At 32.2% G+C, this 15,348-nt stretch carries 16 protein-coding genes; 3 read left to right on the forward strand and 13 right to left on the reverse strand.

Annotated elements, in window-relative coordinates:
• The first annotated feature begins 143 nt into the window (after nucleotides 1-143).
• The gene (locus tag BB050_RS07545) at nucleotides 144-983 is read left to right on the forward strand and encodes a toxin-antitoxin system YwqK family antitoxin (RefSeq protein WP_083219817.1); all 840 of its coding nucleotides are present in this window, start codon (nucleotides 144-146) and stop codon (nucleotides 981-983) included.
• A 91-nt stretch (nucleotides 984-1,074) separates the two neighbouring features.
• A complete protein-coding gene (gene dusB / locus BB050_RS07550) occupies nucleotides 1,075-2,067 on the forward strand; it encodes a tRNA dihydrouridine synthase DusB (RefSeq protein WP_066035118.1) in 993 nt (330 codons plus the stop codon).
• A 57-nt stretch (nucleotides 2,068-2,124) separates the two neighbouring features.
• Here dusB and BB050_RS07555 read toward each other — a convergent pair whose 3' ends face one another.
• The 5 genes from BB050_RS07555 to rbfA all read right to left on the reverse strand — a co-directional run bounded on the left by BB050_RS07555 (nucleotide 2,125) and on the right by rbfA (nucleotide 6,171).
• Complete coding sequence (locus BB050_RS07555; RefSeq protein WP_008465857.1) at nucleotides 2,125-2,337, reverse strand: hypothetical protein; 213 nt, start codon at nucleotides 2,335-2,337, stop codon at nucleotides 2,125-2,127.
• Nucleotides 2,338-2,353: 16 nt separating this feature from the next.
• A complete protein-coding gene (locus BB050_RS07560; RefSeq protein WP_008465856.1) occupies nucleotides 2,354-2,896 on the reverse strand; it encodes a DUF6934 family protein in 543 nt (180 codons plus the stop codon).
• Nucleotides 2,897-2,977: 81 nt separating this feature from the next.
• Complete coding sequence (locus BB050_RS07565) at nucleotides 2,978-4,405, reverse strand: MATE family efflux transporter (protein ID WP_066033158.1); 1,428 nt, start codon at nucleotides 4,403-4,405, stop codon at nucleotides 2,978-2,980.
• Between the two features lie 172 nt (nucleotides 4,406-4,577).
• Nucleotides 4,578-5,777: an ABC transporter permease gene (locus BB050_RS07570; protein WP_066033159.1), complete on the reverse strand. Its 1,200-nt coding sequence runs from the start codon at nucleotides 5,775-5,777 to the stop codon at nucleotides 4,578-4,580.
• Between the two features lies 1 nt (nucleotide 5,778).
• On the reverse strand, nucleotides 5,779-6,171 hold the full coding sequence (gene rbfA, locus BB050_RS07575) for a 30S ribosome-binding factor RbfA (RefSeq protein ID WP_008465852.1): 393 nt from the start codon (nucleotides 6,169-6,171) through the stop codon (nucleotides 5,779-5,781).
• A gap of 124 nt (nucleotides 6,172-6,295) precedes the next feature.
• On the opposite strand from rbfA, the gene BB050_RS07580 reads away from it, so the two are divergent.
• A complete protein-coding gene (locus tag BB050_RS07580) occupies nucleotides 6,296-6,715 on the forward strand; it encodes a CBS domain-containing protein (RefSeq protein WP_008465851.1) in 420 nt (139 codons plus the stop codon).
• A gap of 29 nt (nucleotides 6,716-6,744) precedes the next feature.
• Here BB050_RS07580 and BB050_RS07585 read toward each other — a convergent pair whose 3' ends face one another.
• From BB050_RS07585 to atpG, 8 genes are all read right to left on the reverse strand, one after another.
• Nucleotides 6,745-7,998, reverse strand: a complete 1,254-nt coding sequence (locus BB050_RS07585) for a murein hydrolase activator EnvC family protein (RefSeq protein ID WP_008465850.1) — start codon at nucleotides 7,996-7,998, stop codon at nucleotides 6,745-6,747.
• Between the two features lie 24 nt (nucleotides 7,999-8,022).
• Nucleotides 8,023-8,802, reverse strand: a complete 780-nt coding sequence (lolB1, locus tag BB050_RS07590) for a lipoprotein insertase outer membrane protein LolB1 (protein ID WP_008465848.1) — start codon at nucleotides 8,800-8,802, stop codon at nucleotides 8,023-8,025.
• Nucleotides 8,803-10,161 carry a tetratricopeptide repeat protein gene (locus tag BB050_RS07595; protein WP_066033160.1) on the reverse strand — a complete coding sequence of 453 codons (1,359 nt, stop codon included), beginning with the start codon at nucleotides 10,159-10,161 and terminating at the stop codon, nucleotides 8,803-8,805.
• A gap of 48 nt (nucleotides 10,162-10,209) precedes the next feature.
• Nucleotides 10,210-11,226, reverse strand: a complete 1,017-nt coding sequence (locus BB050_RS07600) for a sugar phosphate nucleotidyltransferase (RefSeq protein WP_066033161.1) — start codon at nucleotides 11,224-11,226, stop codon at nucleotides 10,210-10,212.
• A 56-nt stretch (nucleotides 11,227-11,282) separates the two neighbouring features.
• Complete coding sequence (gene dut, locus BB050_RS07605; protein ID WP_008465845.1) at nucleotides 11,283-11,717, reverse strand: dUTP diphosphatase; 435 nt, start codon at nucleotides 11,715-11,717, stop codon at nucleotides 11,283-11,285.
• Between the two features lie 27 nt (nucleotides 11,718-11,744).
• The gene (locus tag BB050_RS07610; protein ID WP_008465844.1) at nucleotides 11,745-13,205 is read right to left on the reverse strand and encodes a lipopolysaccharide biosynthesis protein; all 1,461 of its coding nucleotides are present in this window, start codon (nucleotides 13,203-13,205) and stop codon (nucleotides 11,745-11,747) included.
• Nucleotides 13,206-13,301: 96 nt separating this feature from the next.
• On the reverse strand, nucleotides 13,302-13,748 hold the full coding sequence (locus BB050_RS07615) for a GNAT family N-acetyltransferase (RefSeq protein ID WP_008465841.1): 447 nt from the start codon (nucleotides 13,746-13,748) through the stop codon (nucleotides 13,302-13,304).
• A 665-nt stretch (nucleotides 13,749-14,413) separates the two neighbouring features.
• Nucleotides 14,414-15,274 carry an ATP synthase F1 subunit gamma gene (gene atpG, locus BB050_RS07620; protein WP_008465839.1) on the reverse strand — a complete coding sequence of 287 codons (861 nt, stop codon included), beginning with the start codon at nucleotides 15,272-15,274 and terminating at the stop codon, nucleotides 14,414-14,416.
• Between the last annotated feature and the right edge of the window lie 74 nt (nucleotides 15,275-15,348).

Here is a 15,348-nt window from a genome sequence, read left to right on the forward strand (position 1 = left end):
ATTAGATTCAGAGCAACAAAGATTTCATTATCCAATTTAAACCGATTTCTATTATCATTTCTCCTTTATCGAAATGACAGAATTCTAATCATAAACTATTAATTTATCAAAGCACCTAACTATCTAATTATAAACATTCTAAAGTGAAATTTTCAAAATTAACTATAATTATAATTTTATTATTTTTTGTGAAAATATATTCGCAAAAAAAATATATTGTTAATCACGAAAATGGAAAAATTAAAATTGAAGGCTATATAACGGCAAATACATTTGATAGTATTTACAAGGAATATTATAATACTGGAATCTTAAAAATTGAAGGAGTCTATAAAAATTGTGAATACAAAACTAATCATAAAGGCATTTACATCGTTGGTTGTGGTGTTGAAAGCAATTTAGATACAATTAAATTTGGAAAAAAACAGGGTGTTTGGAAAACCTATTATGAAAATGGAAAATTAAGTTTATGTTCTAATTTTCATTGTGGAATAATTCAAGGCAATCAATTTTCATATGACATTAATGGAAAACTTGAAAGTATAGAATTTTATAACGAAGGACATTTAATGTATTCACAAGATTTTAATTCATCTGGTATCGTTATTAAAACTTCAAGTTATGAATATAAATTTGGGAAAAATGAAAATTTTAAGAAAATAAATTCTTTCGAATTTTATGACAATGGAGATTTAAAAAGTAATCAAACAATAGAGGGAAATCCTGAAAAAGAAGATGAGACTTTTAAAGAATATTATTCTAATGGTTTTCTTAAACTTGAAAAACATACCATAAATGGAAATAAATTGGGTATTTATAGAGAATATTATGAAAACGGAAATGTTAAGTATGAAGGACTTTTTAAAGACAATAATCCATTAAAAAAACAATATTTTTATAATGAAAATGGAAGCATATCAAAAATTGAAAGTTGGAAGAATAACAAACTTGTAAAGACCCAAATTTTGGATAATAAATCATAAAAATCCTTTCTTCCTTTGTCCCTTTGAACCTTTGAATCTCAATTTGGCACAAATTGAACTAAATATTGTAATTTTGCAAAAAATTACGAAGATGGTCAAGATTGGCAACATAGAATTACCCGAATTTCCTTTATTACTAGCACCGATGGAAGATGTTAGCGATCCGCCGTTTCGCAGGTTATGCAAAACACACGGAGCAGACATGATGTACTCTGAATTTATTTCATCGGAAGGATTAATTCGTGACGCTATAAAAAGCCGCATGAAGCTGGATATTTTTGATTACGAACGTCCTGTTGGAATTCAGATTTTTGGTGGTGATGAAGAGGCAATGGAAATGTCATCTAAAATTGTTTCGACTGTAAAACCTGATTTAGTAGACATCAACTTTGGTTGTCCGGTAAAAAAAGTTGTTTGCCGTGGCGCTGGAGCTGGAGTTTTAAAAGATGTCGATTTGATGGTTCGTTTGACCAAAGCGGTTATCAAAGGAACTGATTTGCCTGTTACGGTAAAAACCCGTTTAGGTTGGGACGAAAACTCTATCAACATTGATGAAGTTGCAGAAAGACTTCAAGACATTGGTGTTCAGGCCTTAACAATTCACGCCAGAACTCGTGCACAAATGTACAAAGGCCATTCTGACTGGTCGCATATTGCTCGTGTCAAAAACAACCCAAGAATTACAATGCCAATTTTCGGAAATGGCGATATCGACAGCCCAGAAAAAGCATTACAATATAAAAACGAATACGGAATTGACGGTATCATGATTGGCCGTGCCGCTATTGGTTATCCATGGATTTTTAACGAAATCAAACACTATTTCAAAACAGGAGAACACTTACCTGCACCAACGGTTATTGATCGTGTTGAAGCGGCAAGAAATCATTTAAAATGGTCTATGGAATGGAAAGGCGAACGCTTAGGAATTGTAGAAATGCGTCGTCATTATACTAATTATTTCAAAGGGATTCATTCGTTTAAAGAATTCAAACAAAAACTAGTTACCACAGATGCTCCTGAAGATTTATTCGCTATTATGAAAGAAATCGAGGAAGTTTATGCAGGATATGAATTTGTTTAAAACATAAAAAAGACCTTCAACTTTGAAGGTCTTTTTTTATATACATTTTAACCAAAATTATTCTAATGCATTTCTTTTGGCTAAATCAATAGCTGATTTTAGTTCAGAAAAAAATAATTTTGCTTCTTTCTCATTTCGAATTGATTTAGTTAGGTTATCGTTATTATTTGATTCCATAACATCTCTGCTGTTTGCAATATTTTTCTCCGAAGCAGAAGCTAAAGCAATTTCCTGAATTTTATTAATCTTATTTTGAATAGAATCTTTCATAAAGCAAATTTAAACATTATTGATTTAAACTAAACATATAATATCTATAAAGATCATTAGTTTTTCTTTGAAAATCAAAAGGTTCAGGTTTTGGTTTAAAAAATGCCAATCCATTATTATCTAGTTCAATTGTTCCGTTTCGAAGTAATCTTACATACCAATCTACTCCAATAATTACCAGAAAATCTTTCAAGTTTTTATAATTATATCTAAACATTCTATGATATAGATTTGCTCGTAAATCATCTGAACCATCAATGCCAATTGAGATATGAGGATTGTTTTTTAAAAAAGTTATCGAAAACAAAATGATTGTCGAAAACACTTTATTACTATCCTTATGTTTAAGATTTACAGAATCATTTATTTTTCCATTTGCATCAAATGGACCAAAAGCCAAATTATAAACATTAGGTAGTAATGATTCAGCTATGTTTGTAAACTTAACTTTAAGTGGAGTTATTGTATTATCCTTTAATTGCGATTCAAAAATATATTGGTCAAAATTGGGACTTACATATGTGGCTTCAAACGTATCTTCTAAATTAATTTTAATCATAAAAAACAAATTTTACAATACAAAATTAAAGTATTTTTCTTACAAAAAATTATTTAACTTAACAAAACTTTTATTTACAAACTAAACTTGTACCCTCTTCCACTTTCCTCTTTTATAGAAAACAATTCCAGTTAAAGTAATTGCGGTTTCTGCAACAGGAATGGCAATAAAAACTCCTGTTGGTCCCATATTAAAATGTTTTGCAAGAACAAAAGCTAATGGAATTTGGAACAGCCAAAAACCAAAGAAGTTAATTCCAGTTGGTGTCCAGGTATCTCCTGCTCCATTAAAAGTATTGATTAAAACCATTCCAATTCCGTAGAAAATAAATCCTATGCTCATGATCTGCAAAGCTTCAATCGCAATGGTTTTGACCTGCTGATCATTCGTGAAAAACGAAATAATATATTGTCCAAAAACCAAAGTAATAATCATAATCGAAGCCATAAAAATTACATTATATCTTGCGGTTGTATAAACCGATTTTTCTGCACGTTCAATTTGTTTGGCTCCTAGATTTTGACCAACCAAAGTTGCGGCGGCATTGCTCAATCCCCACGCAGGAAGAATAAAAAACATCATAATTCTCAAAGCAGTCTGATATCCTGCCGAACCATGATCGCCTCCTGTTGTTGCGACTAATTGTGCTAAGAAAATCCAGCTGCAAGAAGCAATTACAAATTGTAAAATTCCAGGTGCCGCAATTTTTACTAAAGCTTTTATCTGTGTAAAATCTGGAGCGAAATATGGTATTTTAATTTTTAAAATGCTATTGCCAAAAAACAAATGATAGACTTGATATAAAACCCCGATACTTCTTCCAATTGTTGTTGCCAGAGCAGCGCCTACCAATCCGAAAGCAGGAACTGGTCCAAAACCGTTAATTAAAATCGGACATAAAATGATATTGCAAATATTGGCAATCCAAAGACTTTTCATTGCAATTGCAGCATTTCCAGCTCCACGAAAAATTCCGTTTATCAAGAACAAAAGCATAATACACAAACTCGAACCAATCATAATTTGCGTAAATCGGAAACCATGTTCGGCAGATTCTATTGAAGATCCCATTAGAATCAAAATATCTTTTGCGTATATAATTCCGAGAATGCTCATTACACTATTAATAACAAAAGCTACAATAATGGCTTGCATTCCCGCTTTTGCAGCGGCAACTGGATCTTTTTCTCCAATACGTCTTGCTACAACTGCTGTTGCGGCCATGCTCATTCCGATCGCAAGTGAATAAATTACAGTCAATACCGATTCGGTCAAACCGACAGTCTGAATAGCAAAACTGCTGTGTTCCAAATGTCCGACGAAATATAAATCGACCAAAGCAAAAACCGATTCCATCATCATTTCCAAAACCATCGGAATGGCTAATAGAATTACAGCTTTTTTTATACTTCCAGAAGTATAATCAAATGAATCATCGCCTTTTAAGGCTTGTTTTAAAGTGGTAAAAATTTTAGAAAAGAAGCTTTTCTTTATAGTTGTTTCTGTCATGATTATTTAGGATAAATGATAAAATTGGTCCAGATGTAATTTTCAATCTGAACTAAAAAGTAAAACGTAAGTATCCTAATTATTCTAAAAAATAAAATAGGATTAGGCAGAAACAATCATATGCTGTAGATTTTCAAGGCGGTAAATATAAGTAATATTTTTAAAGGAGAAATTAATCTAGTAATTTTTTACTCACTCGGCTGCTTGCAATTAGCGAAGCAATAAACCCTAAAGAGATAATTGTCGTCATTACAATGATAACATTTTCAACTGTAAAAACAACTGGATAGGCCAAGGTTGGCGTAATCATGATAAGTTCAAATTTCTGCTGTAATATCACGAGAATAATACCTAAAACAAGTCCGATCAAGCCACCAAAAACACTTAATAAAGTACCTTGAAGCAAAAATATTTTGCGAAGATCGCCAATGTCAGAGCCCAAATTGAAAAGGGTTTTAAGATTTCCTTTCTTTTCTAAAATCATCATAATCAAGGCGCCAATCAAATTAAAAAGTGCTACAATGATAACGAGAGTAAAAATCAGATAAACCGCAATGTTTTCGGTATTGAGCATTTTATACAAAGACTCGTTTAACTGCGCTCTATTTTTTAAAGTGATCTTATTTTTAAAAATAGAATTAAGTTTTGATTTTACAGCGCTTTCATCTGCGTTTTCTTTTAATTTAAATTCTAATCCCGAGATTTGATTGTGCTTGTACATTAGCAATTCTTGCACTAAACCTAAATCTGCAAATACATATTTTGAATCTAAATCTTCGCTAATGGAGTAAATCCCAACTGGTAGAACATCGGTTTTATTGAAAGCCTCTTCGGGATTTTCGATTCCGCCTTTTCCTGGCTTTGGAGCAAAAATTTGAAGTGGATTTTCAAAATCTAAAATTCCCATGGAAAAATTTTGAGCCAAACCATAGCCAATTACAACCTGAAAACTATCCGGTTTTAGCCATTGACCATTAAAAAGTTTTTTCTTGATATCGTTAACAACTGGATATAAACTGTCAACCCCTTTTAAATACGTAACTTGCTGTTTGTCTTTGAATAAAAACAAAACACGCTCTTCTATGATTTTGGTGTAAGAAGCAACACCCTCTATTTTTTTGATTTGTTTTTCCTGATCGGGTGTAATTAAAAATGATTTTCCATAGGTACTTGTCAATTTCAAATCAGGATCGATTTCGTTTGTAAACGAAAGACTAAAAACCTTTAATCCGCTGAAAACAGATAAAACAACAAACAAAGCCATTGTACCAACAATGATTCCCATGCTGGCAATACGGTTGATGATATTGATAGCATTGTTTTTACTGCTGCTAAAAATATAACGTTTGGCTATGTATAAAGGGAAATTCAAATTATGACTTTCTTCTCTTTTCTAAAAGATCACGGTTTTCTATTGGGTTTTCTTTTCCTGCAAGTGCATTGTCAATTTTCTCTATATAATCTAGAGAATCATCTATAAAGAATACCAAATTTGGAACACGGCGCAATTGCAAACGTACACGCTGTGCCAAATCATGTTTGATTAAATTTGAATTTGTTTTTATGGCTTCTAAAGTTTCTTTGGCTTTTTCTTGCGGAAAAATGCTTAAATATACTGTCGCTATAGATAAATCTGTAGTTACACTTACTTTGGATACTGAAATTACCAAGTTCGTAATTCCGTTTTTTCTCACTTCACCTTGCAAAATGTCAACCAGATCTTTCTGAAGAACACCGCCTATTTTTTTCTGTCTATTTGTTTCCATACTGCAAAAATACTAAAATTTAGTCGTATTACATGTTCTTTTAATTCTTTTAAAAGCTGATAAAGGTCATAGCGTTTGAGGGAATTATTCTACATATTTGATATAAATATAAAACTAATCTATCATGAAAAAAAGAGAACCAATTAGCCACATTATGACAAAAACTGTTGTGACTGCAAACGAAAAAGATGATCTTAAAACAGTGGTCGAAAAATTAAAAGCAAATACAATTCGTCACATTCCAATTGTAAGAGGCAAAGAAGTAATTGGAATTATCAGCCGAACAGATATTAACCGATTGACTTTTGGCGCTTTGTTTGAAGGTCAAGACAATGCTGATGAAGCCATATTAGAAATGTTAACCGTTCCTCAAGTAATGACTTCAAAACCAAAAACAGTTTCGTCTGATACTATAATAAGAGATTTAGCCGAAATTTTTGTAAAAGAAGATTTCCATGCTCTTCCTGTTGTTGACAATAGCGAACTTAAAGGTATCGTAACAACAACAGATGTTGTGAGGTACTTCTTAGAACAATACGATTAAAAAAGGGAGCTTTCAGCTCCCTTAAATTTTTATCTGCTTTGCAGCCATCCTTCTGGATTATTGTTTGATGTGTTTTGTAGAATCAGGAATTTAATGATTGTTTTTCCTGTATCTCCACTTGTTCTAACTCTTCCGATAGTCTGTTTAGTTGTCACTTTATCTCCTTGGCTTACCGAAACCGAACTTAAGTTTTGATATACTGTAAAGTAGTCTCCGTGCTGAATTACAACTGCTTTATTTACTGGTGATAATACAATAACCTTAGAAACTTCTCCAGCAAATACTGCTCTAGCGCTTGCGCCATCTTCGGTAGTAATCTCAACTCCAGAATTATGAACAGTGATTGATGGATGCAACGGGTGTGGCTGATCTCCATAACCAAGCGAAATAAATCCTTTTTCTACTGGCCAAGGCAATCTTCCTCTGTTTGCTTTAAAGTCAGCCGCCAGAATTTTATCTTCTGGTGTCAATGCAATTTTTGAAGAAGAAACCGGTGCTTTTGCTTCGCTAGAACCTGGATTTGCTTTTGCTCGTTCTGCAGCTGCTTTTCTGTTTGCTTCGGCAATTGCTTCACGAATTAAACGATCAATCTGTCTGTCAATTCTTTTTGCTTCACTTTGTTTTGATCTAATATCTGCGGCAATTTTATTTTTATCTTTTTTAAGCGCATTAACCAATTTCTGCTGTTCTTTTTTCTCTGCTTCTAGAGTAACTTTCTCTTTTTGATTTTCAGCAATTATCTTCTTTTTTACTTGTCTTTGCCCGTCCAGTTTAGCATTAAATTCTACCAATTGAGCCGTTTTTGACTGAATTTCAAGACCTTGGTTTTTTCTAAAAGCAGTATATTGCTTTAGATATTGTGCTCTTTTGTAAGCTTGTAAAAAACTTTCAGAAGATAAAATGAACATGGCACGACTCTGTTCAGAACGACTTTTGTACGATTTTAGAATCATCTCAGCATAATCTTCTTTTAGAACTTTTAATTCTTTTTTAAGTTTATTTACCTGAACTTGATTAATGTACATGTCGTTACTAATCAGCCTTTCTTGTTTTGCTGTTGTATTGATTAATTTCTCTTTAAGTTTGATTTTATTCGCTTGGATTAAATATTCGTTCACAGCAGATTTCTCTTTTTTTCGAACAGATTGCAACATCTTTTCGTTATCTCTGATTTCCTGCTGAATTTGAGCTTTACGCTGCTCCAGTTTTTCTTGCTGAGAATCCTGCGCCCATACAAATGTAGTGGCACAAATTAAAACTAGACTTAGGAGAAATTTTGGCATGTTTCTGTTTTTATTTTTGCAAATTTACTTAATTGTAACTTTTTTATAACCGCTTGGAACACTATACGGAAAAGAAAGCTCTTCATTAAATGAAATGTTGTTGTAATTTAAATTAATACTTGTTTTGCCTTTTGGCTGAACGGCATTGATTTCTATACTTGTCGGTAATATTCCCTGATCAAAAGTTTTAGTGTCGGAATAAGCAATTTGCAATGTTCTGTTTTCAGACGGTTGCGAAATCTCTTCTTTCTGAATTAAATATTTTTCTCCATCTAAGAAAAAAGTCTTTTTTAAATTAGCATCTTTTTCTTCGTCAAGTCTAAAAAGATTTTCTACGATTGTCTGCGTATATTTTCCTTTTCTTAAATCGTCAAAAGCTTCTCCAACCAATAGATTTTGAACTTTAGAATAATCTAAATCTGTTCCAAGCCATTTGCTTAAACTTGTAAAATCTCCTTCGTAATAAGTACTGTTTATTTTCTCATAATAACTTACTGCATCAGGAGTTATTAACGCTTTAGCCATTGTAATTCCTAAGAAACGCACACTTATTAAAATCTGTTTGTCTTTTTCGATTCTAATTTCAGCCGTAACATTTTGGCTTTGTTTTTCATCAGCGTATTTTGCACTCGCTTTTATATACAAAGTAGAAAAATCTAACTTATTGTTGTAATGTTTTTCGATTACTTTTTTGTCTTCTTTCTCTACAATGGTCTGGCTTGTATTTCCTTGCACTGCTACTGCTTTTGATTTGCATGAAATTACGGCAATAGACAATACTAGTATTGATATATATTTTTTCATCTAAATTTTATTTTTCTTTTTTAATAATTCATTTGCCTTCAAAAAGTATTCCTCTTTTTTCTTTGCATCTCCCAATCCATTGTATGCCTCTCCTAACTGAATATTAAAATTTGATTCTAATTTTACGTCATCCACTACATAATCAAGACCCATTTCTAAGACGGTTTTTGCATTTTTAAATTGTTTCTGCTGATTGCTCCCCAAACCAGCATAATAGTAAAATTGAGCCTGACTCGGATAAACTTCAATCAGCATCATGGCTCTTTTGGTCATTGGCTCGTATTGTTTTGCTTGTGCATAGGCTTCCAACAATAGCATATTGGTTTCAAGATCTGTATCTGAATTCGCTTTTAAATCTTTTTCGTAATATTTAATCGCATTTTCAAATTGTCCCTTGCTATGATAAAATTTTCCAATTTCTTTGGCAACGTCAACCTCTTTATCGTTATCAAAATAAGAAATAGCTTTTTCTAAATCGGCAGCATACTGTGGATTTTTATTTACATAAATCAAAAATTCATTCAAAGTTCTATGTTTGATTTTTGAATCGATTTTTGAACTTGCTAAAATCACATTCATCGATTTTATAGCTTTATCTGCCTGATTGGCATCCAAGTAGGTTTTGAACAAACTTACCTGTCCCCATTCTGAATTTGGAATTTCTTTAGCCAACTGTTTTGCTACTTCAAGCGATTTCTCATTTTCATTGTTTTTTGAATACAATAAAATAAGATTCAAATAATTGGATTCTTCTTTCGGATCTTTTTTAATCTGTTGAATTAGATTATCAATTTCAGCATTCTGATATTTTCCTTGAGATAAAATCTGAGCTTTATAAATTTCGCGATCAGAAGATTTTCCGAACTTATCGTTCATTTCATTAATCGCGGTCAATGCCTTGTCATACTGATTGGTAATCATGTATAACGAAATTAAATCATCTTTATATTCTTCGTCAAAAACAATTATTTTTTGAATAATTTCAATCGCCAAAGGATAGTTTTTTGTCTCGTAACTTACATCGTAAATTCCGAGCCAGAACCATTTATTTTTAGGATCAAGCTGTGCCGCTTTTTCAAAAGCAGTCTGTGCATTTTGATATTCTTTCAGCGCAAAATAGTTTTTTCCTAACTCAAAATAAGCAACTGCATCATTGGGTTTAAGTTTAATACATTTCTCCAATGATACAATAGCTTTATCATAATTTTCAATTCCTTTTTGTTTTAATGATTCATAAAATGAGTCTTGATATTCGTCTGTTGCCATAGCAATATCCTCGGGTTCTGTCTGTGCAAAAACCGAAAATGGTGTGCCTAATAAAGCAAAAACCAATATTGTGAAAACTCTTTTTTTAATCATTTCTAAAAATTACATTTTAAACAAAACGAAACTTTCTTAATTTTTATTTTATTCTAAAACAGCGTAATCGCCAATGCTGATACTAGTAAATTTGCCATCGTAACTTACATGGTTTCCGATCATTGCATTATCTAAAGCAGCATTTTTAATTTGAGAATAAGTTTGAATCAAACTATTTTTGATTGTACTGTCTGACACGTGGCATCCTTTTCCAAGAGAAACATTTGGACCGATTGTCGTGTTTTTCAGAACAACATTCTCTCCAATATAACAAGGAGGAATAATAGTTGAATTTTCTAAAGTCACACCATAATCTACTAAATGCTCTCCATCATTATGAAGAAAACCTAACATTCTTGTGTTTGTTTCAACTGTAACATCTTTGTTACCACAGTCCATCCACTCATCAACACTTCCTGTTTTGAAAACTTTTCCGTTTGCCATCATCGCTTTAATACCATCGTTAATCTGGTATTCTCCACCATTCTGAATATTATTATCTAAAACATTTTGAAGTTCATTTCTTAAAATTCCAACTTCTTTAAAATAATAAATTCCGATAACGGCCAAGTCACTAACAAACTCTTTTGGTTTTTCAACCAATTCTATAATTTCATTATTTTGGTTTAGTTTTACCACACCAAAAGCCTCTGGCTGATCAACTTGTTTAACCCAAATTACAGCATCTGCTTCTGGATCTAATTCAAAATCTGCTCTAATTAAAGTATCTGCATAAGCAATTACAGCTGGACCAGAAAGAGATTCTTTGGCACACATAATAGCGTGTCCAGTTCCTAGTGGCTGATCTTGACGATAGATTGAAGCTTTTGCTCCTAATCCTTTTGCTAGATCTTCTAAACTTGCTACAACGTCATCTCCAAAGAAAGCTTCATCTCCTAAAATAAAAGCAACTTCTTCAATTGGTTCTTTTAATATTTTTACAATATCTTCTACTAAACGGTGTACGATAGATTTCCCTGCAACTGGAATTAACGGCTTTGGAACCGTTAATGTATGAGGCCTCAATCTTGATCCGCGGCCTGCCATTGGCACAATTATTTTCATTATTTACTTGATTTTATGTGAAGATTAAAATCTTCGTTGGGTTTGGTCATCCTTTTTTATTTCACTCCAGTGCTCCCAAAGCCTCCTTCACCTCTTGATGTCTCAGAAAGTGTTTCAACTTCAATCCATTCAGCTCTTTCGTGTTTTGCAATAATCAACTGCGCGATTCGTTCTCCATTTTCGATTACAAAATCGTCATTAGATAAATTTACTAAAATTACTCCGATTTCTCCTCTGTAATCTGCATCAACAGTTCCTGGCGAATTTAAAACCGTTACACCTTTTTTTGCAGCCAAGCCACTTCTTGGTCTTACTTGTGCTTCATAACCAATCGGCAACTCGATAAAAAGTCCTGTTTTTACAATGGTTCTTTCTAAAGGTTTTAACGTGATAGGTTCTATAATATTGGCACGAAGATCCATTCCTGCAGAAGCAATCGTTTCGTAATTTGGTAAATCGTGCTGTGATTTATTGATAATTTGAATTTTCATTTTTGAATATAATTTTCTTAAAACGTCTTATTTTCTCTTCATTATTCCTTTTATGGTATCTTTTTCAAAATGATATACGAGATACATAAAAGCTAAAAGCAGTGGAATTCCAACATAATATTTTTCTCTAAATCCGTAAAATGATATTATTGAAAATAATATGGAAACGCCTAAATAAGCACCAATCTTGTTCATATCATAAGGAATCGGATAATATTTATTTCCTAAAACATAAGAAATAAGCATCATGCTTCCATAAGCCGAAATAGTTGCAATAGCAGATCCGTAATAGCTATATTTCGGAATTAAGAGATAATTTAAAATCAAAGTTACGATGGCGCCCACAATAGATATGTATGCTCCAATTTGTGTTTTATCAGTAAGTTTATACCAAACCGATAAATTGTTGTAAATGCCCAAAAAGAAATTTGCCAAAATAATGAGTGGCACGACTTTCATTGCTTCCCAATATGATTTGTTGTCTAATAACAAATATTTTAAAACGTCCGCAAAAACAATGACACCCAATAAAATCAACGATCCTAAAATCACAAAATACTTGGTAATAACGGCATAAGTCTGCGGTGCGTTTTCATTTTTTGCGTGGCTAAAAAAGAAAGGCTCAATTCCTAATCTGAAAGCTGTCGCAAAAAGAACCATAAATAATCCTAATTTGTAACACGCTGAATAGGCTCCAACTTCAGATTTTGCTAAATTTTCAGGAAGTAAATAACCCAACAAGATTTTATCGAAATGTTCGTTGACAGCAAAAGCCAATCCAGCAACCAAAATTGGAAGCCCGTATTTCATCATTTTTTTCCAAAGAACAGGATCGAATTTTCGTCCAAGCGAAAGATAATTTGGAGAAAGTACAATAAATGTGGCTAAACTTGCCAAAAGGTTTGCAATGAAAATGTAGGCAATTTGGAAATTTTGAACATATAAATTATCCCAAATAGAATTCGGACTTGCCTCTGCCAATTTTGGAAGATATATCAAGAAAAATATATTCAACAATAAGTTTATCACAACATTTCCAATCTTGATGGCCGCATAAACCATTGGTCTCTGATTGGCTCTAAGTTTTGAGAATGGAATTAAAACCAATGCATCTAAAACTAAAATCCAAATAGTATAGGTAATATACTGGACATCTACTTCTGCTAGATTTGCCAATGTATTTCTAAAAATCAATCCGGCGAAAAGAAAAATTATAGAAGTCCAAAATATTGAAATGGTAGATGTTGCGATTACATTTTTCTTATCCTCTTCGGCACTATAGAATCTAAAAAATGCAGTTTCCATTCCGTAAGAAAGCACCACGTTAAAGAAAACCATCCAAGACAATACAATAGAAACTTCACCATACTCTGCTGTAGGCAAAATTCCAGTATATAATCTCACTAATAAAAAACTCAGCATTCTTGGTAAAACTGTAGCCAGTCCGTAAATTGCCGTTTGTTTGAATAGATTTTTATATAATCCCAAAATATAATTCTAATAATGTTTGTAAGACAAAAATAACCATTTCTTTTGTTTAATGGGTGCTTTTGTTGATGCAATAAAGAAAACTTCTGATTGTTTTTAAACCGTTAATTTCTTTTCGTCCAAAATTTTTACAAAATGAAATCCTCGCGGAGCGTAACCCTGATTATAATAAAATCGATGAGCACCAAAATTTCCAGTAAATGCGTCCAAAACGATACTGCTGCAATTTAATTCGATAGCTTTTTTATCAACATAATCGGTAAGCATTTTCCCGATTCCTTTAGATCGATATTCTGGATTAACAACAAAATTGTCAATCTCAAGATATTTTCCTGTCCAAAGTTTTGTAGCCGACCAACAGCCAGTTAATCCAAGACAGATATCATCTTCAAAAACTGCAATTTGAATATAATTATGCGGAAGCATTTCAGAAAGAAATGATTTATATTTTTCAAGAGAGATATTGGGATATAAAAATCGAATCGTATTGATTTGAGCTGCCATCTCATCGATAGTAGTAAGCTCTTTTATTTGTAAAGCCATTGTTTAAAAGAAATAGGATTCAAAAATAATTAAAATATAGACTAATAAAATAGACTACATATTTGAAAAATAAATTAAACTTAACAAAAAAAAGAAGAAAAGTGTTACAATATATTCTTAAATTACTTATCTTTAGATAATTATATACGCTTTTTTAACACAACATGTGAAATATATAAAACAGAGGTGAAAATTATGTAACATTTTTTTAACAGTCTTTATTTAAATTTGTTACAAAGGGAATGAGAAAGCTAGTACAACCCTTTAAAAAAAGAAAGCACTGGGACTGATAAAGCTTGTTTGTTCCCATAAAAGACAAAGCATAAGGGATTGATTCAGCTGTATTGTAACCCTAATAAAAACAGAGCACTGGGACTAATAAAGCTTGTTTGTTCCCATAAAAGACAAAGCACAAGGGATTGATTCTGCTGTATTGTAACCCTTAAAAAAACAGAGCATTGGGATTAATAAAGCTAGTTTGTTCCCATGAAAGACAAAGCACACAGAGTTAATCTGTCTATTTTTATAAAATGGTAGTGATTCTCAACTTAACTATAATTTGAGAATCACCATTTTATAAAAGTATTTTTAAAAAAGAATAAAACTTCCAATAAAAAAGAAAAGCCAGCTAATGCTGGCTTTCTTTTTATTTATTATGTAATAGATTATCCATTTAAAGCTTCTGCTCCACCAACAATTTCCAAAATCTCACTTGTAATCGCAGCCTGACGAGCTTTGTTATAAGTTAATTTTAATTGGTTTCTTAAAGCTGTTGCGTTATCTGTCGCTTTGTGCATTGCAGTCATACGAGCGCCATGCTCAGAAGCGAATGAATCGCGGATACCTTTGTATAATTGTGTTTTTAAAGACTTAGGGATTAAAGCCAGTACAATTTCTTCTTTTCCTGGTTCAAAAATATAATCTCCAGAAGTTGCAGCTTTATCAGTATTAATAGGAGCTAACGGTAAAAACTGTTCTACTTGAACAATTTGAGTTGCAGCATTTTTAAACTGATTGTAAACTAATTCAATTCTGTCATATTCTCCAGTTAAAAACTTTTGTGTCAAATCATCTGCAATTCCAGCAACATTTTCAAATGTCAAATGATCAAAAATTGCATTATGATGACCGTGAACTTTATGAGTTTTGCTTAAAGCATCACTTCCTTTTTTACCAATAGCAAAAACATCAACTTGCTTTCCAGCATAAAAATCAGTACGATTTTTAATCTCTTTAATAATATTTGAATTGAAAGCTCCACATAAACCTCTGTTTGAAGTTACAGCTACTAACAATACTTTTTTTACTTCACGTTGTGTAGTGTAATCTCCTCCTACTTCACCTTCTAGTGTAGCAGAAAGATCTTGCAATAACTCTGTTAATTTCTCGGCATAAGGACGCATTGCAGTGATTGCATCTTGTGCTTTCTTAAGCTTTGCAGCAGAAACCATTTTCATAGCCGATGTAATCTGCATCGTCGATGAAACGGAAGTAATTCTATTACGGATTTCCTTTAAATTTGCCATCTATTGTAGTTGTTGGTTGTTAGTTGTTGGTTGATAGTTACTTGGATAATTCCAAAACAATCAACCAACAACCG

The organism is Flavobacterium anhuiense, from assembly GCF_001705175.1.
Taxonomy (GTDB): Bacteria; Bacteroidota; Bacteroidia; order Flavobacteriales; family Flavobacteriaceae; genus Flavobacterium; species Flavobacterium anhuiense.

Excerpts from the sequence above, each read along its gene's own strand:
- dusB (WP_066035118.1), top strand. The coding sequence starts at position 1,075 with ATGGTCAAGATTGGCAACATAGAATTACCCGAATTTCCTTTATTACTA.
- BB050_RS07555 (WP_008465857.1), bottom strand. The coding sequence starts at position 2,337 with ATGAAAGATTCTATTCAAAATAAGATTAATAAAATTCAGGAAATTGCT.
- BB050_RS07560 (WP_008465856.1), bottom strand. The coding sequence starts at position 2,896 with ATGATTAAAATTAATTTAGAAGATACGTTTGAAGCCACATATGTAAGT.
- BB050_RS07565 (WP_066033158.1), bottom strand. The coding sequence starts at position 4,405 with ATGACAGAAACAACTATAAAGAAAAGCTTCTTTTCTAAAATTTTTACC.
- rbfA (WP_008465852.1), bottom strand. The coding sequence starts at position 6,171 with ATGGAAACAAATAGACAGAAAAAAATAGGCGGTGTTCTTCAGAAAGAT.
- BB050_RS07580 (WP_008465851.1), top strand. The coding sequence starts at position 6,296 with ATGAAAAAAAGAGAACCAATTAGCCACATTATGACAAAAACTGTTGTG.
- BB050_RS07585 (WP_008465850.1), bottom strand. The coding sequence starts at position 7,998 with ATGCCAAAATTTCTCCTAAGTCTAGTTTTAATTTGTGCCACTACATTT.
- lolB1 (WP_008465848.1), bottom strand. The coding sequence starts at position 8,802 with ATGAAAAAATATATATCAATACTAGTATTGTCTATTGCCGTAATTTCA.
- BB050_RS07595 (WP_066033160.1), bottom strand. The coding sequence starts at position 10,161 with ATGATTAAAAAAAGAGTTTTCACAATATTGGTTTTTGCTTTATTAGGC.
- BB050_RS07600 (WP_066033161.1), bottom strand. The coding sequence starts at position 11,226 with ATGAAAATAATTGTGCCAATGGCAGGCCGCGGATCAAGATTGAGGCCT.
- dut (WP_008465845.1), bottom strand. The coding sequence starts at position 11,717 with ATGAAAATTCAAATTATCAATAAATCACAGCACGATTTACCAAATTAC.
- BB050_RS07615 (WP_008465841.1), bottom strand. The coding sequence starts at position 13,748 with ATGGCTTTACAAATAAAAGAGCTTACTACTATCGATGAGATGGCAGCT.
- atpG (WP_008465839.1), bottom strand. The coding sequence starts at position 15,274 with ATGGCAAATTTAAAGGAAATCCGTAATAGAATTACTTCCGTTTCATCG.